Source organism: Sorangium sp. So ce176, assembly GCF_051519835.1.
In the GTDB taxonomy this organism is placed as follows: domain Bacteria; phylum Myxococcota_A; class Polyangia; order Polyangiales; family Polyangiaceae; genus Sorangium; species Sorangium cellulosum_G.
This window is the reverse complement of record NZ_CP150371.1, coordinates 2327348-2352735: the sequence shown is the minus strand read 5'-3', so window position 1 is coordinate 2352735 and position 25388 is coordinate 2327348. Positions and strand designations below refer to the sequence as shown.

At 75.3% G+C, this 25388-nt stretch carries 14 protein-coding genes; 5 read left to right on the top strand and 9 right to left on the bottom strand.

Annotated features, from left to right (window positions below):
* Positions 1-139: 139 nt before the first annotated feature.
* The 4 genes from WMF42_RS09040 to WMF42_RS09025 all read left to right on the top strand — a co-directional run bounded on the left by WMF42_RS09040 (position 140) and on the right by WMF42_RS09025 (position 13493).
* Positions 140-2941, top strand: coding sequence for a hypothetical protein (locus WMF42_RS09040; protein ID WP_437691470.1), 2802 nt, complete (start codon positions 140-142; stop codon positions 2939-2941).
* Positions 2938-9693, top strand: a complete 6756-nt coding sequence (locus WMF42_RS09035) for a HEAT repeat domain-containing protein (RefSeq protein ID WP_437691469.1) — start codon at positions 2938-2940, stop codon at positions 9691-9693. The genes WMF42_RS09040 and WMF42_RS09035 overlap by 4 nt, the downstream gene beginning before the upstream one ends.
* Positions 9690-11603: an SWIM zinc finger family protein gene (locus WMF42_RS09030; protein ID WP_437691467.1), complete on the top strand. Its 1914-nt coding sequence runs from the start codon at positions 9690-9692 to the stop codon at positions 11601-11603. Before WMF42_RS09035 ends, WMF42_RS09030 begins: the two co-directional genes overlap by 4 nt.
* Before the next feature lie 396 nt (positions 11604-11999).
* The gene (locus WMF42_RS09025) at positions 12000-13493 is read left to right on the top strand and encodes a reverse transcriptase family protein (RefSeq protein WP_437691465.1); all 1494 of its coding nucleotides are present in this window, start codon (positions 12000-12002) and stop codon (positions 13491-13493) included.
* A gap of 27 nt (positions 13494-13520) precedes the next feature.
* Here the strand turns inward: WMF42_RS09025 and WMF42_RS09020 are convergent, their stop codons facing one another.
* Positions 13521-13970 carry a hypothetical protein gene (locus WMF42_RS09020; protein WP_437691463.1) on the bottom strand — a complete coding sequence of 150 codons (450 nt, stop codon included), beginning with the start codon at positions 13968-13970 and terminating at the stop codon, positions 13521-13523.
* Between the two features lie 331 nt (positions 13971-14301).
* Between WMF42_RS09020 and WMF42_RS09015 the strand changes: the two genes are divergently transcribed.
* Positions 14302-15039 carry a hypothetical protein gene (locus tag WMF42_RS09015; RefSeq protein WP_061611563.1) on the top strand — a complete coding sequence of 246 codons (738 nt, stop codon included), beginning with the start codon at positions 14302-14304 and terminating at the stop codon, positions 15037-15039.
* A gap of 200 nt (positions 15040-15239) precedes the next feature.
* Here WMF42_RS09015 and WMF42_RS09010 read toward each other — a convergent pair whose 3' ends face one another.
* The 8 genes from WMF42_RS09010 to WMF42_RS08975 form a co-directional block, all read right to left on the bottom strand.
* Complete coding sequence (locus WMF42_RS09010) at positions 15240-16427, bottom strand: ARPP-2 domain-containing protein (protein ID WP_437691461.1); 1188 nt, start codon at positions 16425-16427, stop codon at positions 15240-15242.
* On the bottom strand, positions 16427-17920 hold the full coding sequence (locus tag WMF42_RS09005; RefSeq protein ID WP_437691459.1) for a hypothetical protein: 1494 nt from the start codon (positions 17918-17920) through the stop codon (positions 16427-16429). The genes WMF42_RS09010 and WMF42_RS09005 overlap by 1 nt, the downstream gene beginning before the upstream one ends.
* A 236-nt stretch (positions 17921-18156) precedes the next feature.
* Positions 18157-18771, bottom strand: coding sequence for a hypothetical protein (locus tag WMF42_RS09000; RefSeq protein WP_061611560.1), 615 nt, complete (start codon positions 18769-18771; stop codon positions 18157-18159).
* Positions 18772-18832: 61 nt separating this feature from the next.
* On the bottom strand, positions 18833-20941 hold the full coding sequence (locus WMF42_RS08995) for a radical SAM protein (RefSeq protein WP_437691457.1): 2109 nt from the start codon (positions 20939-20941) through the stop codon (positions 18833-18835).
* Between the two features lie 67 nt (positions 20942-21008).
* A complete protein-coding gene (locus WMF42_RS08990) occupies positions 21009-22037 on the bottom strand; it encodes a TauD/TfdA family dioxygenase (RefSeq protein WP_437691455.1) in 1029 nt (342 codons plus the stop codon).
* A gap of 173 nt (positions 22038-22210) precedes the next feature.
* A complete protein-coding gene (locus WMF42_RS08985) occupies positions 22211-23605 on the bottom strand; it encodes a hypothetical protein (protein WP_437691453.1) in 1395 nt (464 codons plus the stop codon).
* Positions 23589-24647 (bottom strand): hypothetical protein, encoded by a 1059-nt coding sequence (locus WMF42_RS08980; protein WP_061612931.1) that lies wholly within the window; start codon positions 24645-24647, stop codon positions 23589-23591. Before WMF42_RS08980 ends, WMF42_RS08985 begins: the two co-directional genes overlap by 17 nt.
* Positions 24644-25387 (bottom strand): nucleotidyltransferase domain-containing protein, encoded by a 744-nt coding sequence (locus WMF42_RS08975; RefSeq protein WP_061612932.1) that lies wholly within the window; start codon positions 25385-25387, stop codon positions 24644-24646. The genes WMF42_RS08980 and WMF42_RS08975 overlap by 4 nt, the downstream gene beginning before the upstream one ends.
* Position 25388 lies beyond the last annotated feature (1 nt).

Sequence of the window (25388 nt, the reverse complement as noted above, 5' to 3'; positions counted from 1 at the left end):
CGTCGGCGCGGACGTGGGCGAATGAGCGACACCGAGATCCGTCGCGCGAGGCGACGCTTCCGCCGTCGCCGGAGCGACTCTGCTTGACCTGATCCGCCGGGATCGCGATTCTCTCAGGCCATCCGCTGCGGGAGGCGCCTTGGCGAGCTCACCGAACCCGATCGACATCGCGAACGTCAAGCAGCTCGCCGCGAGCGGCTCACCTTCCCTCGCCGAGACCATCGAGGCTTACCTCGATCAGCCGGAGCCCACCCCGGAGGCGCCGCCCCGCGAGGGCGCGCTGACCTTCCCGGCGTTCCTGCGGCTGCTCGCGAGCGCGCAGGGCCTGCGCACCCCCGAGCAGCGGCGCGAGCGGGCGACCGACGCGTGGAAGCGCTTCCTCGCGCAGCTCGATCCCGCCCCGCCGCCGCGGCTCGAGCTCGCCGACCTGCTCGTGCGCATCTACGAGGAGGGCACGGACGCAGGGCGCAGCGCGCTGCGCGACGTCGCCAGGAGCGCGCCCCTTGTCTTCGGCGCGTGGGGCGGGCTCAAGCGCATCTACAAGCTCGCCGAGGCGCGCCTCGACGCGGAGCTCTTCGGTGTGCTCGCGTTCCGCTTCGACACCGAGGTGGCGCGCGGCGGGCGGCGCGAGGTCTCGCGCGGGACGCTCATCTATATGCGGCGCCGCGCGTGGCGCTTCCTGCGCGAGCTCGGCCGCAGCGTGCCAGAGCTCTACCCGCAGTTCGCCGTCGAGGTGCTCCGCCACTACGCGCCGGACACGCGGTTCGGCGACCTCTGGGTCGCGAACCACGTCTGGGCGCACCGCGCGGGCAAGTACGACGGGCGCTCGTTCCACGGCGGCGTCCCGCCGAGCGACATGGTGAAGCACCGCGCCTTCGACGAGGCGTGGCGGCGATCGCCCGACCCGCTGATGCTCCTCCTGTCGACGTGCGAGGCCGATCCGCCCGCCAGGTTCGCGATCCAGGGGCTCAGGAAGGACTTCCCCGAGGCGCTGCGGAGCGTGACGCCCGCGTGGCTCGCGCGCCTCGCCTTCCGGCCGCTCGCGAGCGCGCACGACTTCCTGATCGAGACGCTGCTCGGCTCGCCGGAGCTCCACCAGAGCAAGCTGCGGAGCCTCGGGCTGCACGACGCCGCGCTCGCGCTGCTCGACTCGCCGAGCGCCAAGGCGCGCGCGTTCGCGATCGAGTACGCCAGGGCGCACGCGGCGGATCTCGACGCGGAGCGCCTCGCCGGCCTGCTCGCCTCCGCGCACAAGGACACGCGCGCGTTCGCGGCGGCGGCGCTCCAGGGCAGGAGCCCGCGCGCGCTCGGCCACGAGCTCCTGGGGCGGCTGCTCACGCACGGCGAGACCGAGGCCTGGGCCGCCAAGGCGCTGGGCGAGAGCTTCGACCGCGCGGAGCTGCCCGAGCCCTTCCTCATCGACATGATCTACGGCGAGCCCGCGCAGAAGCGGTGGGCGGCCGCGCACTTCAAGGCCAGGTACCGCCCCGGCGAGCTCGGGACGGGGTTCTGGGTGCGCGTGCTCGACGACCCGCGCCACGAGGACGACGACCGCGCGACGGAGACGGCGCTGGACGCGCTCGGCAAGTACCCGGTGGCGGCGATCGGGACGCCGTGGCTGCTCGACGCGCTCACGCGGAAGAGCATCGGGCGCACCGTCGCGACATGGCTCCAGAAGGCCGACGCCCTGCCCGACCTGACGGCCGAGAGCGTCGAGCGCCTGAAGGGGCTCGTCTTCAGCGCCGAGACGCGCGCTGTCGCGCTGGAGGTGCTCGGCAACCCGAAGATCGTGACGCCGCGGCAGCTCACCCTCCCCTGGCTGCTGGCGCTCGCGCGGCGCGCCGACCCCACGCTGAACGGCTTCGCGCGCCGGTACCTCCTCGCGCACATGAAGCCGCAGGACTTCGACCCGGGGCAGGACCCGAGCGGCCGCGGCGACCGCGAGGCGGGCACCGCGAAGCTGTTCGCGCTCGCGCTCGGCGAGAAGGAGCCCGAGCCGATGCGCGCGTTCGCGCAGACGTACCTGCGCTGCCACCACCCGGTCCTCGGGCCGGAGCAGGGCGAGGCCAAGGAGCTCGAGCTCAAGCAGGCGCTGAAGCGCGCGGCGTTCACCGCCGAGCGGATCTGGCCCGCGCTCTCCGACCCGCGCGAGGACGTCCGGCGCTTCGCCGCGCTCATCACGCGCGCGGAGCTCCGGGCGTGGGGCTACCAGACGCGCGTCTACGAGCTCGCCCACAGCGACGCGAAGGAGGTGCGCAACATCGCCTTCGACGCGCTCCGCAAGGCCGGCGATCCTTCGGCCGATCCGGCGATGACGCTCACGGTCGAGGAGCTCGATCCCGCGCAGGTCTTCGCGCTCACGGAGAGCCTGAAGAAGAGCGCGCGCGAGCTCGGCCTGTCGCTCATCCTGAAGCACTACGCGCGCCTCGGCGGCCCGGAGCGCCTCGGCTGGCTGATGCAGAGCGCCGACCGCGAGGTGCGCCTCTTCGCTGTGCGGATGCTCTGGGAGAAGCACCGGCCGCGCGACCTGCCGCCGGGCTGGCGGCCGCGCGCGGCGCGCGGGGAGGCAGGCCCGACGGCGGAGCCGCCGGAGGACGCAGGGCGGTTCGAGGACGTCGAGGCGCTCCGGCGCTTCCTGCGGTACGTGCTCTCCGGCATCCCCGCGGGACGGTCGCCCGAGCCAGGCGACGGCGCGGGCCCGCGGAGGCGCCTCTCCGCGAGCGAGGCCAAGCGGCGCGTGATCGAGATCGTGCGCGACCTCGCGGTCGAGGACGCCGCGTTCGCGGCGCTCGTCGCCCCCGTGATCGCCGAGTTCACCGGATCGATCGCGAAGGGCGAGTGGCAGGCGTGCCTGGCGGCGCTCCTGCATCTCCGGCGCGCGCACCCGGGGCTCGAGATCGAGGGGCTCGCCGCGCCCAGCGTCGGACAGGAGCGCGCATGAGCCACGCGATCGGCCACTACGAGAAGGTCCGCGCGCTCGCGGTCGGCCCGCGGCTCCTCGCCGTGGGCGGGGTGCGCGCGCCGGCGAGCGGAGGCGGCGCGCGCGGGACGTCGGCCGCGCGATCCCCCGCCGGCGCGAGCCAGGTGACGCTGTTCGATCACGCGGCGAACAAGCCGGTGCGCTCGATCGACGTGCCGGCGCACGTGCTGGGGCTCGCGTTCGCGGGCGACCTGCTCGCCGCGGCCTGCTCCGACGGCGCGCTGCGGCTCGTCGCGGGCGCCGGGGCCGAGGCGCGGGCGATCGACGCGCACCCGGGCGGCGTCACGGCGGTCGCGGCGGCGCCGGACGGCGCGCGCCTCGCGACCGTGGGCGTCGACGGCGCGCTGCGCGTCTGGCGCGTCGGCGGGGGCGCCGGGTCCCCTGCCCCGCCGCCCGGGACCGCCGCCGAGATCTCGTCCTTCGCGCTCTCGACAGCGCCGCTCCGCGCCGTCGCCTTCGATCCCGCCGGCGAGCTTGTCGCGGCCGCGGGCGACGACGGCATCGTCCGCGTGATCACGCTGTCGACCGGCGCGCAGCGCGACATGCCCGGCCACGAGGGGCCTGTCGCGGCGCTCGCGTTCACGCCGCGCGACGGGCGGCTCGCGTCGGGCGGCGACGACGGCACCGTGCGCCTCTGGTACCTCGTCGGCGACGTCGAGTGCGAGGTCCGCGGCGCGGACGGGAGCGGGCACGCGGGCGGGGTCCGCGCGCTGCTGTGCCTCCCCACCCCGTCGCCGCAGGAGGACGGCAAGGAGGCCGGCGACCGCCTGGTGTCCGCGGGCGTGGACGGCGCGATCCGCATCCACCGGCTCGAGGACCGGCGCAAGCCGCGCACGCTGGAGACGAGCGCGCTGCCGCTCCACGCGCTCGCGCTCGCGCCGCCCGCGGAGGGCGGCCGCGCGCGCAAGGCGTCGCGAGGGCACGCCGGGCGCGGCGCGGCGGACGCGAAGGACGGGCTCGGCGCCGTCCTCGCCGCGGGAGACCGGCGCACCGTGTGGCGCTTCCCGATCGACGCGACCGGCGCGCCCACGGACGGCGCCGTCGAGCTCGCGCACGGCTTCGACGTCCTCGCCCAGGCGCTCTCCGGGGCGCGGCCTGCGCGCGAGAGCGCCGTCAAGACGCTCGCGGCGCTCGACGAGCCCGAGGCGCTCGAGGCCGCGCTGCGCGCGCTCCGGTCGGACCCCGACGCCGAGGTGCGCGCGCTCGCCGCCCGCGAGCTCGGGGCGCACGGGCGCCGCGGCGCGCGCGTGAAGCTCCGCGAGGCGCTCGACGACGAGCACGCGGCCGTCCGCCTGGCCGCGCTCGAGGCGCTCCGCGCGATCGAGCGCGACGCGCCGCTCACCCCGCTCCGGGCAGGCCTCGAGGCCCGCGCCGCGGACGTGCAGCGCCGGGCGCTCGTCGAGATCGGCAAGCTCCACGGCAGCTCGCCGCTCATCCCGGGGCTCATCGCCGACAAGCTCGCCGCCCGCGACGCGTCGGTGCGGCTCACGGCGCTCGACCAGCTCCAGAAGCTCCACCCGGACGGACCGGAGCCGCTCCGGGCCGCGTTCGAGCGCGGCCCGGCCGACCTCCGGGTCGAGGCGCTCGTCCGCGCCGCGCTCAGCGGCTGGCTCTCGGTGCCGGCGTTCGCGCCGATCGCGGCGCGCGCGCTCGACGACGACGACGCCGAGGTGCGCCGCATCGCCTTCGCGGCGAAGGTGCTGGAGCGGCGGGCGCTCGCCCACGCGCTCGAGGCGCGCGACGAGGACCTCGGCCGCGCGGCGCTCGACATCGCCCGGCGCGCGGCCGAGGTGCTGCGGCGCGCCGGCGCCGGCGGCGACGAGCAGCCCGCGCCCGAGGCGAAGACCAAGGCGCAAGCGGCCGACGAGGCGCTCCTCCAGGCCACGCGCGCCCGGATCCCCGGGGTGGGGAGCCCCGGGGCCGAGCCCGCCGAGGCCGACCTCGAGCCGCTGCTCGCCGCCGTGGCGTGCCGCACGCCGGACACGGCGGTGCGCGGCGCCCGCGGGCTCGCGCAGCTCGGCGACACGCGCGCCCTCGGCGCGCTGCTGCAGCTCACGCGCGAGCAGGATCCGTCGCTGCGCCGGCAGGCGGCGACCGCGCTCGCCGAGCTCAGGGACACGCGCGCCGAGAAGCGGCTCATCTGGATGCTCGACGACGCGGACGGGTCGGTGCGCGCCGCCGCGCTCGACGCCTACGCGCGGCTCGAGCCGTCGGCCCCGCTCGCCGTGGCCGAGGCGTCGCTCCGCTCCTCGCAGGAGGACATCCGCGTCCGCGGGCTCGACCGGCTCGTGGCGCTCGCCGGCGAGGGCAAGGGCCCGCGGCCCCCCGAGGCCGAGGCGCTGCTCGCCGACGCGATCGAGGACGAGTCGCCCAAGGTCCGCGGCGAGGCGTTCCGGACGCTCTGGTCGTGGCACGCCGCGGACCCGCAGACGGCGCTCGACCGCGCCCAGCTCGCGCGCTTCCCCGATCTGCGCCTGCGCGCCGTCGAGGAGCTCAAGGCGCACGGCGGCGCGCCGTGGGCCGCGGAGCGGCTGCACGCGGCGATCGGCGACCGCGACGCCGGCGTCGCGCAGGCCGCGTACGACGCTGTCGTGAAGCTGCGCGGCAAGGCCGCCGTGGAGCCGCACCTCGCCGCCACGGCGTCGATCCACCCCTCGGTCCGGGAGAGCGGCGCGCGCGGGGCCGCGCACGCGCCGGTGAGCGAGGCCTCGCGCAGCGCCCTCATCCGGCTGCTCGAGGACGACCACGCGGGGCCGCGCACCGCCGCGATCGAGGCGCTCGACAAGCTCCTGCCCGGCGAGGCGGGGCCGCTCCACATCGGTCTCCAGTCGAGCCACCTCGATCTGCGGGTGCGCGCGGCCGAGCTGTGCGCCGCGCGGCGCGACGAGCAGCTCGTGAGCCCGATGCGGGCGCTCCTCGCCGACAAATCCCTCTTCAGGGATCTGCCGATCCAGATCCTCGGCCCCCTGCGCGCCCGCGCCGCGACAGCGCTGGCGACGCTCGGCTCGCCGCGCCTCGTCAAGTACTTCGCCACCGAGCTGCTCAAGGACGACTACCCCGACGTGCGCGAGCAGGCGGCGCGCGGGCTCGCGATGGCCGCCCGCCGCGGCGAGGAGGGCCACCTGCTCGACGCCATGGGCCACGCCGACGTCGCTGTGCGATCGTGGGCCGCCGACGGGCTCGCGCGCCTCGGCGACGTGCGCGCGCTGCCGGTGCTCACGGGCACGCTGCGCCACGAGCACCCGCCCATCCGCGTCGCGACCATCATGTCGTTCGCGGCGCTCGGGCCCGAGGGCTACGGGGGCATGCTGCAGGGCCTCGAGGACAGCGCGCGCGAGGTGCAGGAGATCGTCTTCGCGATCGTGCTGGCGCGCGACCTCCGGGCCTTCCGCCGCGGCGATCCGCCGGATCTCCTGACCAGCGCGCTCTCGTCGCAGCGCTCCGACGTGCGCTTCGCCGCGGCGCGCGCGCTGGAGCTCCGCGCCGACCCGGAGGCGTACCTCGCCCACCTCATCGAGGTGCTGATGCCCCCGCGCCCCGACGCCGCCGCGCAGGCCGACCGCGACCGCGCGGCCGACGGCGAGAAGCCCTCCGGCATGAAGGAGTGGCCGCCCGAGGTCGCGCGCGGCCGCATCCTCGTCGGCCTCGCCGAGGCGCTCGCCAGCGACAACCCGGAGCAGCGCTACGCGGCCGCGCAGGTGCTCCGCCTCCGGCGCAAGCCCGTCGAGTACTTCCGCGAGGCGAAGCGGGTGGCCGCGCTGCGGCCCGCGGGCGCGCCCGTCATGGCGGACACGACGCCGCGCGCGTCCGACGACACCGACACGACGCCCAGGAAGGGGTGGCTCCGCCGCCTCTTCGCGTTCGCGCAGCCCGGGCAGAAGCAGAGCAGCAAGCAGGACATCGCCGCGGTCCCGGAGGGCGAGCAGCAGCGGCTGCGCTGGCTCGCGTTCGGCGCGTACATGGGGCTCCTCAGGCAGGTCGCGCCGGGCGACGACGAGGCGCACCGCACCCGCCGGGACGCCATCGACAGGATCGTCGACGTCTGCGTGAGGGGGCACGTCAGCAGCACGGCGGCGGTGCCGCCGCTCGTCCGGGCGCTCGACGATCCGCACCACCTCGTCCGCAAGGCGGCCTTCGCCGGGCTCAAGGCGCTCTTCCCGGCGGGGGCGCCCGAGCCGCTCGCGCTCGGGCTCGCGTCGGCGTCCGCCGACGTGGCGCGGGCGGCGCTCGACGAGATCGCGGCGCGCGGCGCGGACGCCCGCCCCGAGGTCGTCCGCGCGCTGAGCTCGCCGCTGCCCGACGTGCGCCGCTACGCCTTCGAGCTCCTCGAGCGGCTCTGCCCGAAGGGGAGCCTCGATCCGCTCCTCGCGGCGCTCGGCAGCGAGCACGCCGACCTGCGCCTCGGCGTGCTCGAGCGCCTCGCGTCGTCGAGCGATCCCCGCATCGTGCCGGCCCTGTGCCGCGCGATGGAGAGCGACCACGACGACCTCCGCCTGCGCGCGGCGGAGCTCCTCGCCCGCCGCCGCGACGATCGCGCCGTCGACGTGCTGGCGGCGTTCCTGCGCGACGCCGCGGCCGCGACGTCGGCGCGCGCCCGCGAGGCGCTCGTCGCCCTCGCGAGCGACGCGGCGGTGCGGGCGCTCGCGGCGCACATGGACGAGGCGGCCGCGCCGGCGGACCGCGCGGCGCTGGCGCGCGCCCTCGGGAGCACGCGGAACCACGAGGCGACGGGCGCGCTCGCGGCGCGCTTCGACGACGACGCCGCCGAGGTCCGGGGCGCGGCGTTCAAGGCGTGCCTCGAGATCGTCGACCGGGGGCGCGAGCGCGAGAAGCGCGACGCGGCGCGCGCGCTCGGCTTCCTCGCCGCCGCCGCGCGCGCGAAGGACCCGGCGCTCCGCCTCGGCGCGGCGCGCGAGCTCGATCTCGGCGACGATCCCGCGCAGAACGACCTGCTCGCCTCGCTCTTCGCCGATCGCGATCTCCCCACGCGCGTCGTGGCCGTCACGTCGTACGCGAAGCGCGTGAAGGACAAGGGCGCGCCCTCGGGGCCGCTCGAGGCGGTGCTGCGCGCTGGCGCGCGCGAGCTCGTGCTGCCGGCCGCGGAGGGCGTGGCCGCGCGGGGCCTCGCCGCGGCGCTCCGGCCGCTCCTGCTCGTCGTGCGCGCGGGCGAGCCCGGAGAGCGGGAGCGGGCGCTGCTCGCGCTCGGCACGCTCGGCGACGCCCGCGCGCTGGACGAGCTCGAGACGGTCGCGGCCGGCGGGACCAAGGAGGCCCCCGTTGAAGTCAGCATGCAGGCCGCCGCCACCGAGGCGCTCGGCCGCATCGCCCCGAAGCTCGCGAGCGCCGAGCTCCGCCGGCGCGCGTCGGAGCGCGTCGAGCAGGCGCTCCACGCGGACGCCATCGACCTCCGCGAGTCGGCGGCGCGGGGCGCGCGCTGGATGGGCGGCGAGCGCGCCCGCGTGCTGCTCGAGGAGCTCGTGCGCGCCGGGGACACGCCCGACCGGCTCCGCGTCGTCGCGGTGAACGAGCTCGGCCTCCTCGGCGACACCGCGGCCGAGCCCGCGCTCGCCCGCGCGCTCGACGCGCGAAGCGCCGAGGTCCGCAAGGGCGCGCGCAAGGCGCTCGAGAAGCTCTTCCCGGACCAGCGCACGCGCGTCGAGCTCCTCGCCGTCAGCAGCGAGTACGACGACATCGCCAGCCCGGCCGCGAGCTACCTCGCCGCGGAGGCGGATCCGGCCGAGCTCCTGCCGCGGCTCCCGTCGCTGAAGGACGAGGATCTCCGGCAGCGCCTCGCCATGGGCCTGCTCCGCCGTGGCCCCCTGCCGGCGGCCGCGCTCGAGCGCATGCTCGCGGACGAGCGCGCCCCGGCGCGGCAGGAGGCCGCGCGGCTCATCGCCGCCGGGACGGTGGACGGCGATCGCGGGGCCCTCGCCGGCGCGCTCGCCGCTGCGGCGCAGCGCACCGCGGAGCGCTGGTCGGCGGCGCACGGCGACGCGCGCGACGCCGAGGCCGCGGCGTGGCGCGAGCTCCTCTGGGCGGCGGCGCGCGCCGGCGCGACAGCGATGGCGCCCGCGCTGCGCGCGCTGCTCGTCTCCAGCGGCGCCCCGGGCGTCGTCCGCCGCGAGGCCGCGCGCGCGCTGGGCACGCTCGGCGCGCTCGCGCCGGCCGAGGCGGCCGCAGGCGGCGCGCGGCCCCAGGACACAGCGGAGGCGCTCACGGCCGCCCTCGCGGACATGGACGCCGGCGTCCGGGCCGCGGCGGCGGCCGCGCTCGCCGCGCTGGCGCCGGGCGGCTCGGCCGCGCGCGCGGCGTCGGTGCGCCCCTTCGATCCCGTCGCCTTCGAGGCGACAGCGCGCGCGGCCTCGCCCGAGGCGCTCTCGGCGCTCGCCGCGAGCGAGCCGGGCAGGCGCCTCGCGCTGCCGTCGATGCTCGCGCGCGGCGCGCTCGCCCCGCTGATCTCGCTCGCGCAGGGCGCGGGCGGCGACGCCGCGGCGCGCCTCGACGCGATCGCGGCGCTCGGCCGCGCCGGCGGCGAGCGCGCGATCGAGGCGCTGGCCGCGATCGCGTTCGACAAGGCGGCGGCCGACGTCGCGGCGCGGAAGGCCGCGTACCGCGCGTACCGCCGCGCGAAGCGCAGGGCGGCGGTCGATCGCCGCACGACGAGCGCGCGCGCCCCCGCAGAACCCGAGACCCCCGACGGAGCCAACGCATGACGGCGGCCCTCGCACGCCCGATCCACCTCCGGTACGCCGCGCCGAGCGAGCTCGCCGCTGCCCCGCTCCACTCGAGCGTGCGCCTCTCCCTCGACAGCGCCCGCGGCCCTGTCGGCGTGCGCGGCGTCCTGCGCGACGCGGCGCTCTTCCGCGACGCCATGGCCGCGCTGGCGACCATCCTGGAGAGCGACCTCCGGTACAAGGGCAGGGACCGCGCCGCGTACCTCGCCTACCTGATGAAGCAGGGCAAGAAGGCGACCGCGGCGATCTGGGAGGCCCAGAAGGCCTTCCTGGAGAGCGCCTTCGCCGACGACGCCGCGAGCGCCGGGCAGGGCGACGGCTCGCCGGCGAAGGCGTCCGGCGCGCTCGATCCGGTGCTCACGGTGCACCCGGACGAGGTCTCGATCGAGGTCTTCTCGCGCGACGAGAGCGCCTACGCCCGGCTCGCCTTCTCCAGCGACCTCTTCGAGGGCCGCGAGGCGGCGCACGGCACCGCGTTCGTCGATCTCTCGCCGCGGATCGTCGAGCAGATCGACCGCCTGCGCGTCTACACGAAGGTGGAGCTCGACGCCGGCGCGTCGCGCGCCTCCGGCCCGACCGCTCACGGCGCGGCGGCGGCACGCGGGGGGCGCGAGACGTGCGAAACGTCGATCGAGCGCTCGCTCGAGGTCCCGGCGACGTGGCTCCGCGGCTTCCTCCAGGTGCAGTCGGCGGCCACGCTCCCCGCGGTCTCCTGCGAGCTCGCCCCGATCGACCTCTACAACGCGCTCTTCGTGCTCCGCACCCGCAAGGCGAAGAAGCCCCCGCGCGGCCTGCGCTTCGAGCTCGTCCCCGGCAAGCCGCCGCGCCTCATCCTGGAGCCCTGGGAGATCCTCCTCGAGGGCCACGGCGCGCCGTACGAGGGCCCGCCGCGCGTCGTCCGGACGTTCGGCCGGCAGCGGCTGCTCGCGCTGTCGCGCCTCCTGCCGCACGTGCGGGGCGCGCGCGCCGAGCTCCGCGGCCCGGGGCTGCCTGTCTTCTGGGTGCTCGATCTCGGCCGCGCGACGCTGACCCTCGCGCTCACGGGCTGGACCGACAGCAGCTGGGCCAGCGCCGCCTCGTTCGACGCGCTGATGCCGCGCGAGGGCGGCGCCCGCGCGGCGCTCGACGCGCTCGCCGGGCGGCAGCTCGCCCTGCTCCGCGAGCGCGGTCCGCTCCCGCTCGCCGCGCTCGCGGCCGGCAGCAGCGCCGAGGACGCCCGCGCGGCGCTCCAGCTCGAGTGCCTGCGCGGCCGGGTGCTCTACGACGTCGCGCGCCGCGTCTACCGCCCGCGCGAGCTGTTCCCCGAGCCGGTCGACGAGCGCGAGATCCGCTTCAGCTCGCCCCGCGAGGCCGCGGCGCACCGCCTGCTCGGCGCGCCCGGCGCTGTGAGGCCGACCAAGGTGCACGAGATCGCCGGCGAGGGCACCGAGATCCACGGGCAGGTCGCGGACCGCGAGGCGCACCGCGATTTCTCGCCGCGGTTCACGATGGACCTCGAGGGCCGCGTCTCCGACGCGTGGTGCAGCTGCCCCACGTTCCGGCGCAGCGGCCTGCGGGAGGGTCCGTGCGAGCACATGATCGCGCTCCGCGTCGCCCACGCCCGCGAGCGCGCCGAGAAGGACGCCCTGCGCCAGACGGCCGAGGGCCGATCGCTCATCCGCGCCGAGACGCGCACCTATGTGCGCCGCGAGGCCTCGGGCGCCGAGGTGGTCTATCGTGTCTCGCTGGACGACCGTGTCGTGCACCTGTCGTGGGGGGCGCGCGCCGAGGCGCCCCGCCACCAGCGCATTTGGTTTGACACGGACGGCGAAGCGCGCGACGCGTATTTCAAGCGCCTCGATGCGTTAACATCGTCTGGATTCGTCGACGCCGACGCGTCGTCTGCGTGAAGCAGGGGGAGGAGGTCAAGGGTCAGATACTCGTCGTGTTGCCAGGAGAGGTTCTGAGCGCACCAGCCTCCGCGCCTTGAGCGTAGGAGCGGCGTCGCGCCGCTCTGGAGGAACCGCCAGTCACTCTCCGCAAGGTAGCCTGTTCTTGGTTCTCTTCGGCTAGACCAGCGCTACGGCGCGGGGAGAGCTGAGACAACCTCGCGAACGCCGTTTCTCCCCGCGCCGTAGCGCTGGTCTAGCCGGAGAACCGGTGAGGCTACCGTGCCCCATGAGAAGAAGGTGATGCGCTCGGGGCCTCTCTTGGCGACATGAGATCGCATGCAGCGACAGGGATCCCGGCCGCGCCGGGGGACCGGCCGCGCTCGTCGTGATGCACAGCCACGCCTCCACCGAGACATGACCGCGAAGATCGACGCGACCGTCCAGGCCCGAGCCCCCGTCGTCCTCCCCCTCACGGCGTCGCCCGCCGCCGGCGGCGCGGCGGCCGCCGGCGGCAGCGCCGAGGAGCGCCGGCTCGCCCACGAGGCGCGCGTCGCCCGCTGGAAGTCGATCGCGGAGGCGGGCGGGATCGACGCGTGGGTGCTCGCGGAGCTCACCGCCCGCGGCGCCCTCGCGACGGGCGACCCGAAGGCGATGTCGGACCGGGAGCGCGCCCAGTGGAAGGAGCGCAAGAAGGTCGAGGCGAAGGAGCGCCGCGCGCTGCGCCGCCTCGCCTGGGAAGCCTACCTCGCGACGCACATCAACCACCTAGGCGCGGGCGTGCACTGGGGCGATCGCCCGAAGCCGGACAGGCTCGATGTCCCCGGCCTGAGCGAGCGCGCGCGGTCGCACGGCCTCCCCGAGCTCCCCGGCGCCGGAGAGCTCGCGACCGCGCTCGGGCTGTCGATCCCGCGGCTCCGCTGGCTCGCCTACCACCGCGAGGTCGACACGGGCACGCATTACCGGCGGTGGCTCATCCCGAAGCGCGACGGCAGCGCGCGCACCATCGCGTCCCCGAAGCGGGATCTCAAGCGCGCGCAGCGCTGGGCGCTCCGCAACCTGTTCGAGAAGCTCCCGGTCCACGCCGCGGCGCACGGCTTCCTCGCGAGCCGCTCCATCGTCACGAACGCCGCCGCGCACGCGGGCGCGGACACGATCGTCAAGGTGGATATCAAGGACTTCTTTCCGACGATCACGTGGCGCCGCGTGCGCGGGCTGCTCCGCAAGGCGGGCGTGGCCGAGGGGCCGGCGACGCTCGTGGCGCTCCTCTCGACCGAGGCGCCGCGCGAGGTCGTCCAGTTCCGCGGGCAGACGCTGTACGTGGCCACCGGCCCGCGCGTGCTCCCGCAGGGCGCGCCGACCTCCCCGGCGATCACGAACGCGATCTGCCTGCGCCTCGACCGGCGCGTGTCCGGCCTCGCGCGCAAGCTGGGGTTTCGCTACACGCGGTATGCCGACGATCTCACGCTCTCCTGGCGCGCGCCCGACGCGCGCGGCGCGCTGGGGACGGCGGAGACGGCCAGCGCGCCGCGAGCCAGCGCGCCGCGCGCGCCGGTGGGCGCGCTGCTCCGGGGGATCCGAGAGATCCTGAGCTCGGAGGGGTTCCGGCTTCACCCGAGCAAGACCGTTGTGATGCGCAAGGGCAGCCGTCAGAAGGTGACGGGCCTCGTCGTCAACCACGCGGGCGACGCCGCCCCGGCGGCGCGCGTCCCGCGCGAGCGGGTGCGGGCGCTGCGCGCGGCGATCCGCAACCGGGAGCTCGGGCGGCCCGGGAAGGGCGAGACGCTGGCGCAGCTCAAGGGGCTCGCCGCCTTCGTGTACATGACGGATCCGGCCAGGGGGCGCGCGTTCATCGAGCGCATCGAGGCGCTCGAGCGAAACCAGCCTGCGTCGGCCGGCGAGGCGGGTTGACGCCGGGCGCCGCGCGCCGGCGCAGGACTACTGTCGTTCCATCCTGAGCAGCGTGACGTCCCCCGGGTCCCGGCTGATCGCCGTACCCCGCTGCTCCTTGGCGGTGAGCACCCAGTCGAAGGTGCTGACGCCCCCGGCCGAGTCGATCGTGGTGAACGTGCCCGTGCCGCCCTCGTCGAGCGACCACGTGCCCGTGAAGGTGTCCGTGAAATACTCGCCCTCGAGGCTCCCCGACTCCGTGGCGGTCAGCGTCCCATCGCGGTGGAACACGATCACGCCGTTCGCCACGAAGCTGCCGAGCCCCACGAGCGAGCCGGAGGCGTCCCACCCGTACCGTCCATGGAAGTCTCGGCCCCTGCGCGCGGACTCCGAGGCCCCCTCCGCATGAGCGATCCCGGCGCCGCCTCGATCGGCGTCGATGAAGCACGCGATCGTCATCAGACCAACGACAGCCATCCTTTTCATCGTCTTCTTCATGGCACACCTCCAGCTCCAGCGGCCGCGGCTCGCAGGGGGCGGCGATGCGAAGCCATGGGCTCTTCCGCGGTCCGACCGCCTGCGTCACCGCGCCTGCGACGCGCCCGGGAATCGTGACAGACGCCGATGCATCGCGCATCGCGCACCCAGGCGTCAACATTCGATTCAACTTAACCGCGCATCAACAGCGCTGTCAACGCGGCGCGGCGGCGCCGATCTCGTGTTCTTGCCATCAGCGTCCGTGGGCCAGCATGAAGGCCTGGTGCCGTAAAGCTGCTACACCGAGCGACGTCTGGACATCCGGAGTGCTGCCTGGATAGGATGATCGGCTATGCAAAAGCCATCTGCTCGTCTCCTCGCGCTTCCGGCCGTCCTGCTCGCTGGCTCCCTGCTCTGCGGGTGCCCCAACCCGAACTCCTACGGGACGCCGCGGACCGTGGCGCCCGGCAAGGTCGCGCACTCGGTGTCGCTCGAGAGCTACGGGTTCATCGCGCCGGTCGAGGACATCGAGGTTGATCCGAACACCGGCGAGGCCACGTCGACGCGGAGGACGACCAGCGGGTTCCTGCCGACGCTGCCCTCGTACCAGCTCCGGGCCGGCTTGACGGACATGCTCGACATCGGCGCTCACGTCCACAACCTCAGCTCGTTCGGCGTCGATCTCAAGGTGAACCCGGTCCGCGGCGTCTTCGACCTCGCCGTCGATCCCGGGCTGCAGTACTTCTATGTGGGTTCCAACGATGTCTCCGTGCACGTCCTTTACCTGCACGCGCCAGTCATGCTCGGCGTGAACCCCGCGGACTGGTTCTCGATCGTTGTGACCCCCGGTGTCACGTACGGCCTCGCCTCGGGCGACATCGCGGGCGACGACGAGGCGGCATCGGCCTCGGACGGCCTCCTCCTCCGCGGCAGCCTCGGCTTCCAGTTCCGGACCTCCGACAGCTTCGCGATCCACCCCGAGCTCACGATGATGAAGTCCCTCGAGGGCCCGGGGCTCGTCTACAACTTCGGTATCGGGTTCAACTTCGGCGCGCTGCCGAGCTACAAGGACCTTCAAGAGCCGATGTGACGCGGCAGGCGCGGCGGCCGCATGTTCGTCTCGAGCAGGCGCTCGGTCGGCGTGGCGGTCCGAAAGGTAGGGTGGAGAGAGAGGCGATAGGCGCCCTTTGAATTGAGCGTGCGTCGAAAGTCGAACGCGAACAGACGCGCTTGTTCGGCAGAACAAACTGCCCTTCTCCCTCGCTGCCGGGAGCGCCTCGGCGAGCGCGCTCAGCGCGTCCGCTTCAGCGCCGCCTTGAGGACGTGCTCCGCGATCAGGTACCCGAACCCCTCCCCGTCGATCCGCCGGAGGAGCTGGTCGCGCGCGATCCGGAGCGCCGCCGCCGTGGCGTCCAGGTTCCACCCGTGCGCGGCGAGCTGCTGGAGCAGCCGCGCGCGCCGCACCTGCCCCGCGGAGAGCCGGTAGGTCTTCGCGTACTCCAGCGTGCCGTCGTCGCGCACGATCGCCTCGCCGATGTGGTTGTCCAGCGCCGGCTCGAGCTCCGTCATGAACCGCTGCAGCGAGAACGACCCCGCCCTGTACACGCGCTCCGCCGCGATCGGCCGGCCGATGAGGCCCGCGGCCGTGTCCAGGTGCAGCGCGCCGGTCTCCGCCCGCGCCCGGTCGAGCGCGGCCCGCAGATCGTCGAGCGAGCCGACCTGCGCCGCGTCGAACGTGTGCGCGAAGGCCTGGCTGTCGCCGTTGTGGCGGGCCGCGTGGAGCAGCGTCTGCTCGAAGAAGTCCTCGATCAGCGTGCGGTGCAGCGCGCGGTAGTCGTCGGGGTGCGACACGACGAACACCGACGCGAGCAGCTCGCCGACGAAGAGCAGGAGGCCGCTCTGGCCCTCGTGGATCTCGAACACGCGCAGCGCGTCCTCCAGGCTCGGGATCGCCCGGCCGGAGAGCGACACCTCCGTGCGCGGGTCGAGTCCGCGCGAGATCGCCCGCCGCGAGTACTCGGACCAGGCGATCTCGGGCGCGTTGAAGTGCAGGGCGAGGAAGCCCTCCATGGCGAGGTGCTGCGGCAGGAGGCGCAGGCGGTTCCGCTCGGCCGGGTCCTCGCCGCGCGCCTCGCGCCGGACCATGCGGTGGAGCAGGTTGACGCCGCAGCCCAGCTTGGCGAGCGGGTTGCGCTCGGCAGGTCCCGCGAGCGCCGCGCCGTAGGACGCGACGGGCGAGCCGTCCTCGGTCCACCCGACAACGAGCCCGTGCGGCACGTAGCTCGAGCAGTACAGCGCGCCTTCGCCCAGATCGACGAGCGCCATGGGATCGTCGTACCCGCGCCGGGAGATGCGCAGGTCGCCCCGCGGCGCGGCCCGGAGGAGCGGGACGAGGCGCACGCCCGCGAAGACCTGGGCGTGCGTGGCCGTGAGACCCCGGAGCGCGAGCGATCGTAGCAGGGCCGGCGCCTTGGCCATCAGGTCGCTCCAGGCGCCGCGGCGGGCGCCTCGGCCGGCTCGGCCGCGACCGAGGGCCGGCCGTGCCGCGAAAGCAACGCGGCCGCGCGCTGCGCGAGGTAGCGCTCGAGCTCCGCGAGCGGCGCCGTGCCCTCGGCGAAGCGGGCGAAGCCGAGGACCGTGGGCAGGTCCTCCGCGTCGCGCAGGCCGACGGTCGGGATCGACGGGCCGAGCCCGCGGGGCGCGTAGCGCTCGCTGTCGAACACGGGGTTGATGTGGACGATGGAGGTGCGCTGCCCCGGGTCGAGCCGCGCGCGGAAGCAGCGCGCGACCTCGGCGGCGGCGCCCGGCGGGTCGTTCTCGAAGCCGTCCGAGAGGACGACAACGACGTCGGGCTGGAAGGCGAGCGCGTCGAGCAGCGGCGTGGCGAGGTCGGTCTGGCCGCGCGCGTCGACGAGGATCTCGTCGGGCGTCGGCGCGGTCCAGAACGCGTGGTACTCGCGGGCGGCAGCGCGGAGCAGGTAGCTGACGCCGAGCGCGACAGCGAGCGGGCGGCGGCGCTTCTCGCTCGATCCGGAGGCCGAGTAGCTCCGGTCGAGCACGGCGGCCACGCGCCCGAGCGCGGCGGGGCTCTTGCGGAGCGCGCGGGCGGCGGCGCGCTCGAGCGCCGCGTGGAGCTCGTCGCGGCGGTCGCGCCGCGCCTTCTCGGGCAGGGAGAGGGCGTACAGGGCCACGCGGGTGAGCGGGGCGCGGCCGAGGTCGACGGCGAGGTCCACGTCCTCGCGCCCGGCGGCGCGCTGGAGCCGCAGGCGCTCGCCCTCGGTCATGCGCGGGGCGGCGCGGCGCAGGAGCTCGTCGCGCGAGACGCCGCGGGCCGCGGCGAGCCCCTCGGCGACGGTCAGCGGCAGGTCGAAGATCGCCTCCTTCGCGTAACGGGCCTGCCGCGCGCGCTCGAGGAGCGGCGCCTCGAACGGCGCGCGACGATCGGGCTCGAACAGGAACGGCCCGAGCTCGCCCGGGAGCCGGAGGTGCGCGTGCGTGGCGAGCGCGCGGACGTGCGCGCGGTACTTGACCGCGTCGAAGGCCGGATCCGGCCGGCCAGCGAGGTAGTCGCGGATGACGGAGCGCGCGCGGCGGTTGTTCACGCGGCGCTCCCGGAGCGCGCGGAGCGCCCGGAGCGCGCGCTGCGGCGGGAGCTCCCGGAGCGCCGCCGCGATGAGCAGCCCCTCCTCGCGCCGATCGGCGGCCGGCGTTTCGGCCCCTGTCGCGAGGAGGTTCACGGCGATCAGGGCCTGGTTGAAGTGGTTGATGCCGGCGGCGAGCGTGCGCGCGTAGAGGCGCCTGTAGTTGCCGAGGATGTACTCGTGGAGGAACTCGACCGAGACGACCTGTCCGCCGGAGGATCCGTAGAACTCCGCCTGCCCGCTGCACGCGAAGCAGGCGTTGATGAACATGACGAGGTCCTCGCGCTCGACACGCTCGGTGTGGAAGCAGGCGGAGAGCGCGGGGGGCATACGAAGCGCCGCCCGGGGAATGGTGGGGCGAGTTACCTAAACAGTTACCAGACTGGGCTCGGGAATCGCCCCGGAGTCCCACGGGCGGCGAGCGACAGCATACCTCGGGACGGGGGCTTCGGAGAACCGGCCGAGCAGGTTTGCATCACCGATGCGGTGCTCCGGGTGGCAGGTGCGCGCAGCTCTCCCGTCCGGGCAGCGCTCAGCCGGCGGATCTGGCCGGCGGAGGTGGCCGGCTAATCTGGCCAGACCTCGATCCAGACGAACAGCACCTGTCCAGCGGCCTGGTTGTCGACCGCGACCGGATGGACGGTGCGCGCCCGCAGCGCCGCGACGAGGTGACCGTGGTTGATCGCGAACCTGCCGATGAAGTCGTCGTGGATGAGGTCCCTGTCGATGAGCTCACCGCTCAGGTGGACGTCCGGCGTGAGCGGCACGCGACGCCACGTCGGCGGGCCGTCCCATCCCGGCGTGCACGTGTCGCGCTGCCCCGATCGATCGAGCGTGCGCCTCCCGAGCGATCGCGCGCCCACGAACAGCTCCGCCGAGCCGAAGGGCTCCGGCGGCTCGGTCCCGGATCCCGCCGCCTCCGCGGCGAAACCGGCCACGCTGGCGGCCGCCGCGGCCGGGTGCTCCGTGCGGAGGAGGCCGCCGATGGCGGTGAGCGCCCCCGGCGCGACAGCGCCCATGCCGTCCCATTGACGGCCGTCCGCCTTGGCCGGGCTGATGACGGCGCCGTCGATCGAGATGCGGACACGGGCCGGCAGCGGCTCCGCCGCCGGCCGGCACGACGCGCAGGCGAGGGCGATCCCGCACAGCGAGGCCGCTCCGAGGAGAGCACGAGACCCCATGTCTCGAGAGCGTATCCCGGCGGGCGCGGATCACCAACGCGGAACAGCGGGCGACAGCGCGCTACTTCGCCCGCGCGGCCCTCTGCGCCCGCGCAAGGTCGTCCTTCAGGCGCGCGATCACGGCGACGATGCGGTCACGGGGCGCGGCGTCGAGCCACATCTCCAGCCCGTGGCTGCGCGCAAAGCCGATGAGCGCGGGGAGCACGCGACCCGGCTCGCCGGTGATCACCGTGGCGCGGGGGCGAATCCATTCCTGGTCTGTCGCGAGCTCGTCCTCGGCTGTCAGATAAGGCCGCAACGCCACCTTGAGCGCCTCGGGCGCCATGCACGCCGTGGTCTCCTGGGAGCGCCGCCAGAACGTGGCGGAGAGCCGGACCGGGCCGCCGTCCATCCACTCCGCGTTCCCGCCGGCACGCTGGATCCGGAAGCCGTAGCGCGCCGGGATCCGCGACGACGTGGCGATGAGGTAGCGGTCCGCGATCACCGCCCTGCCGTCGAGCGAATCGGCCATGGTGGCGGCCGTCCCGGCGTCCGGGAACGAGGCCCAGAGTCGCGCGCGATCGTCGCGCGGGGGGCGGGCAGCGAGCATCTCAGGCCAGTGGGGCTCACCGGGGAGCGGGGCCAGCTCGGCGGCCAGAACGGCACCGTGCCTCTCCGCGATCGCCTCGAGCTGCGAGATGGTGCCCTGGAGCGGTCCCAGATCCGGTGTTCCGGCGGAGGGCGATGCGCCGCGGATCGGGACGGGGCCGTACAGGTCGAGGCCGCGCCTCTCGAGGACGGCGATGTCGTCGACCGCCAGCGCGACGTCCGCCGCCTCCAGCGACGCCGCGTCCTCGAACCGCAGGCCCGCCACGAGCTCCACCGGATCGTGCTCGTGGACGCCCGAATAGACGGCTCGTCCGCCCCGCTTCCACAGGAGCGCTCGCAGCGAGGGGAAGTCGTCGCCCACGGCCATGTCGGTGTGCAGCATCACGCTCGCCCCGACGCGCGCGATCGAGCCCGGCGCCACCTCTTCGTCGTCCAGGCGGATCCCCTCGCGCTCCAGGAGCGTTCGCCACGCTGCCCCGTACGGCTCGCCCGGAGTCCATCCCGGCAAGAGATCGTCGATATAGCGACGGGCGTCCTCCAGCTCCTCGAAGCGCCCGACGAGCACGCAGTCGCCGCTGTTGTTGCCGGAGAACCCCTGCCAGATACGGATACCGTCGGAGAGCTGTGCCTTGCGCCGCGCGGGCCTGGCGCAGCCCGGGAGCGGCGCGGGCCCGAGGAGCCGCTCTCGCTCGGCAGACCAGGCGGCGAGCACGTCGTCCGCCGACCGGACGGGCGCTCCCCGCTTCTGGAACGAACAGGCCTTGAGCGTGCGATCCGAGGTGATCGTCACGAAGTCCAGGCCGGCCCCGCAGTCGCCGTCCACCCCGTCGAAGAGGCGCGGCACGGGCTCCAGCCTGTCCCCGAAGCAGACCGAGAGCCGCGCTCGAACAGGGCTGTCGGCGATGATCTCGGCGAGGCGGCGCTCGCCGTCCCGGTCAAGGTGGTTGTCCGGGTCGAGCCCTACATACCGGAGCAGCGCCACGTCGCGGCACCCGAGCCGGGCGAGCCGCGCGAGGAGCGCGGGCAGCGACGGGAGCAGCGCGGGCGTCGCGAGCACGTTCACGCCGAACGTCACGCCCGAGGCCGCGAGCAGCTCCAGCCGGTCCTCCCAGGGCGTGTCTTGATACACGGAGACCCGGATCTCTCCGACGTGCGGCGCGAGCGCACGGAGCCTCCGCTCCGTGAGCAACGTGCCGTTGGTGGTGAGGTGGAGCGCGAGCCCGGTCCGTTCGGCGAGGCGCGTCAAGAGCTCGTCGAAGCCGGCGAACGCCAGCGGCTCTCCTCCGCCGAAAGCCACCTCGAGGAGGCCGCGGCGCGCGAGGCCCGAGAGCACGTCGAAGGCCCCGTCCACCGTCCACGCGCTGCCTGCGTCCCTGTCCCGCGAGCAGAACGAGCACGCGAGGTTGCACCGGTTGGTGATGCCGAACAGCGCGACGCGCGGGGCCCGCCTCGTCAACCGGCGCGTCGCGGCCCCGTCCCAGCGCACGTTCGTCCCCGTTCGCGGATGGAACCAGAGCAGCGCCCCGTCGAGCGCGTGGGGCCGGAACACGTCGCGCGACGGCAGGGGGCTCGCGTCTTCCATGGCGCGGGAAGTCTACGCCCGTCGCGGCTCCGGATCGTCATCGCCGCTCGGGTGGCTCACGCGCCGCTCACCCCCGGCTCGTCCGCGCGATCGCCTCGGCCAGCGCGCCGTCGTCCGCGCCCTCCGCGGCGCCCGCGAGCGCCGCCTCGGCGGCGGCGAGCGCCGCGTCGCGGAGGCGGTAGAGCTCGGGCTCGGGGATGCGCTCGCGCGCGGCGAGGACGCCCGGCGGGACGCCGCGCAGCATCTCCAGGACCAGCCCGAGGCGGCGGCGGGCCTCGGGCAGCGGCGGCGCGCCGAGGCCGAGCCGCCGGCGCGTGGCCTCTGGCGCGGCCGCGAGGCGGCGCGCGGCGTCCTCGGCGACCTGGGCGGCGAGCGCGTTGTACGCGCGCGGCGACGGGAGCTTCGCCCCCGTCCAGACGAGCAGCCGCACGAACTCGCGCGCCCCGCCCTCGAACGCCCGCCGCCCGTGGAGCATGCGCCGGTTGTCGACCACCAGGATGTCCCCCGCGCCGAGCGAGAGCTCGATCACCTCGCGCCCCGACGCCTCGACGAAGCGCGCCAGGCGCGCCGCGATCGCGTCCCCCGGCGGCACGATCGGCGCGTGCGTGAGCGCCAGCGCGCCGTCGCGGAGCGACACGGTGGGCCCGAAGACGTCGCCGAAGACGAAGGGGATGCGCCTGTACACCGTGAAGAGCGCGCGGAAGAGCTCGGGGTCGTCGCGCTCGATCGTCGCGAGCAGCGCCCAGCCGTCGAGCAGGAGGCAGCCCCCGCCGCGCTCCGCGGGCCTGACGCAGGCCATGATCTGCACCGCCGGCGGCGCGCCCGCGAAGCACTGGCTGTCCGTGTGGAGCGGCGCCGCCGCGGAGCTCGCGGCGAACGACCTGCCCCCTGGCACCGCCTTGATCGGCTGCCGCTCGACCAGGAGCGGCCTCGCCCCGAGGAGCCGCTCCGCGAACCCCCACGGCGCCCGCGCCGCCTCCTCCGGGGCCAGCGCCCCCTCGTCCCCGCGCAGGACCGCGAAGCCGCGCGCCGCGAGCTCGTCATGGAGCCTCACCGGACCGCGCTCCGCCCCCGGCCAGATCCATCGCTCGATCATGGGCGTGCGGCGCTCGAGATATCGAGACGTTCAATTCCCATCATACCAACAAACCACCGAATCAAAACCCCACCCCGCTCATCCCCTCTTCTCTCTTCCTCTCTCTTCCTCTCTCTTCCTCTGTGCCCTCTGTGCCTCTGTGGTTCAAATCCTCTTCTCCCACCCCGCCCCGCTCATCCATCGAGGAAGCGGGCCTCCCGGAACCCGGCGCGGAGCAGGTCGCGCGGGATGGGCAGGACGCGGAGCAGCGGCGCGCCCTCGGGCACCTCGATCGCCGCGCCGATCCGCCGCACGTGGAACACCGCCGGGGTCGCGAAGAAGACGTCGGTCGCGACCACCCCGCGCATCACGTCGTAGCCCTCGCCGTGGATTCCTTCGAGCAGGCTCGACCAGCCCGGCGGGGTCGTGGTGAAGGCCCACGGCTTCACGAAGAAGTGCGGCTCGCCCGGCGGGTGGGGCGTGAAGTACTTCGTCAGGTACCAGAGCGCCCCGCGGTTCGCGGCGACGAAATCCTCCCCGAAGACCCGGGCGAAGGTGCGCTCCACCGCGGCCGCCCCCTCGGCGAGGCGCGGCGCCTCCGGCGCGACAGCGAGCGTGTGCCCGTCGAAGGTCGCGCGGAACGGCACAGCGTTCCTCACCACGATGGACTGGAGCCGCCGGGCCCCCCCGCGCCAGGGGACCGGATCCGGCCCCGCCGCGGTCGTGACCTCGGTGACCTCGGCGATCTCGGGCGCCCCCGGCCCGGCCACGACAAGCCGCGCGCGCGCCGGCCCCGCGCTCCCTTCCTCCACGCTCCCTTCCTCCGCGCCCCCCGCGCCCGCGCGCCCCTCCCCCGCCCTCGCCTTTCCCCCCACGAGGCGCCGGTACTTGCGCGTCACCTCGCCCTTCTTCACCGCGAAGTACCTCGCGTCGTAGAACGCCGCGTGCGCCCGCCCCACCTCGGGGGCGTCCGCGAGCGCGCAGGCCTCGATCTGCACGTCGGGGAGCACCGGCGCGACGCAGCCGATCTCGCCCTCGAGCCGGAGCACCCGCGGCGCCTCGTCGCGGACGCGCAGCTCGACAACAAGCGGCACGAAGGCACCGTCGTCGGCGAGATACGCCTCGCTCACGTCGATCAGCACGTTCCGGCGGTTCGCCGCGCCCGCGACCCGCAACCAGAGGCCCGGATCCGGGCGCACCAGGAGCCCGGTCCACAGCCGCAGGCGCGGCGGGCCGAGCCCCGCCCGGCACGTCCAGGCGATGCCGCCGCGCAGCGCCCGGTGCCACGCCCCCTCGGGCGCCAGGAAGCCCTGCGTGACCAGCCGGGGCAGCGCGGCGCGGTGCGCGCGGAGCAGCGCCTCGCGGTGCTCCCCCGCGGGCTCGGCGCGCAGCGAGCCGAGCCGCCGCTGCACCTCGATCGGACGCGCCAGCGTGATCTGGAGCCCGAACGCGTTGCCCTCGAGGAGCGGCACGCACGCCTTCGCCACCCGGAGCGGCACCGCGCCGTCGAGGTCGCCCGCGCGCCGGGTGAGCCGGCAGAGGCCGAGGGCGTCGAGCACCTCGAAGCAGGCGTCACCCGCCGCAGCCACCACCACCGCCGCAACCGCCGCCGCCACCGCAGCCGCCGCCGCCGCCGCAGCTCGACGAGCTGCAGCTCGAGCCGCCCGACGAGCCGCCGCCCGTCGAGACCGCCACGGGCGGGCGCATCGCGTAGACCATCGGCGCGAAGAGCGGCGACATCGCGAGCATCGCCGCGCCGCCCGCGGCCACCGTCAGGCCGATGTCCACCGCGTCCCGGCGGCGACCGCCGGCGACGTCCGAGCGCAGCGAGACGGTCGAGTCGTCGAGCCACGCGAGGTAGCTCGCCCTCAGGCTGCTGTACTTGCTCGTGGCCATCGCCACGAACCACGTGGCGAACAGGAGCGCGATCATCTCGATCACGAGGAACGTGTGGGGGCGGTTGAGCTCCTCCGCGCGAAGGACGCGGATCAACCCGACCCCGAGGAGCGCGAGGCCGACAGCCCAGACAACGGCCGAGAGCGTCTTCACGGTCCCGGGCGTGCGGAGCATCCCGGCGGCCGCGAGCTCGCCGCGGAGCTCCGGCTCGAACCGCTGCGCGATCTGGTCGGCGGAGGCGCGCAGCTGCGCCACCGAGAGCGTCGCGCCCGCGGCCCCCCTCGAGGAGAGCGCGCTGTGGAGCGCCGCGAGCACCCGGTCGCGCGGCGGGGCGCCGGCCGCGACCTGGAACGCCTGCGGCGCGTCCTTCGCGTCGCCCGCGGGGACGAGCCAGCCCGCGGCCATCGCGACGGCGATCAGCGTCTCGGCGACGCCCTTGCTCTGGTTCCGGAGGTACGCGATCGCCCAGTACTCGTCCGGCTGGGGGATCCAGCCCGCCGAGAGCCGTTGCCTCTGCGGCGGCTGCGCATGGAACCGGTACGGCGTGCCCGCGGCGGCCGCGGCGGCCGCCGGCGCGCCGCCGGGCTGCGCCGACCTGTCGAGGGAGGCGCCGATCGCGTTGCGCAGCAGCACGGCGAAGACGAGGCCGGAGGCCGCGAGCGCGCCGTAGAAGAGCAGGAACGCCGGCCCCGACTCCATGTTGAACGGGAAGAAATCGAAGATCTCGTGGATCACGGCGCCCCCGCGTGCTCGAGCCCATCGACGTCGTCGACCGCGCGCGCGAGCAGCGCGGCGAGCGCCTCGTAGGCCGCGCCCGGCGCCTCGTGGACCCGCTGGAGCGGGGCCACGTCGACGCCGAGGTGCTTGCCCGCCCCGGCGAGCACTGTCGCGAGGTCGTCGTCCCCATCGATTCCGTGCAGGCCGAGCAGGGCGTGCAGCGGGCCGCGGATCTGCTTCACCTTGCGGAAGACAGCGCCCCGCAGCGCCTCGTCCGAGCCCAGCCCGTCCACCACCGCACGGCGGAGCCGGATCTGCGCCTCGCGGAGCTCCTGCTCGACGCGCAGGCGGCGGTTCTTGCCGTCGATCACCAGCGCCGAGAACGGGTCGCGCCCGGAGAGGAGCACGTGGCACCGGCGGATGTCGTCGTAGAGCAGCGGGAACACGTCCGCGGCGCGCGGGATCTCGGCGACGGTGAGGATCATCGCCTCGATCCGGGCCGCGTAGCGCGCGATCCTGAGCGCGTTGGCGATCGCGTCGAGGCCCTCGCGGGAAGCCTCGTTGAGCACCACCATCAGATCGACGTCGCTCTGCCCCTCGCGGTAACCGCCGCGCGCCGCGCTGCCGTAGACGAGCAGGCACGCGAGCTCGTCGCCGAGCGTCCGCTCGAGGCTCTCCTTGAGCTCAGTGAGCCGCGCCTGCACCGGCGCCGGCAGCCTGGAGACGGCGCTCCCCTGGGCGATCGTTCCTTCTTTCATG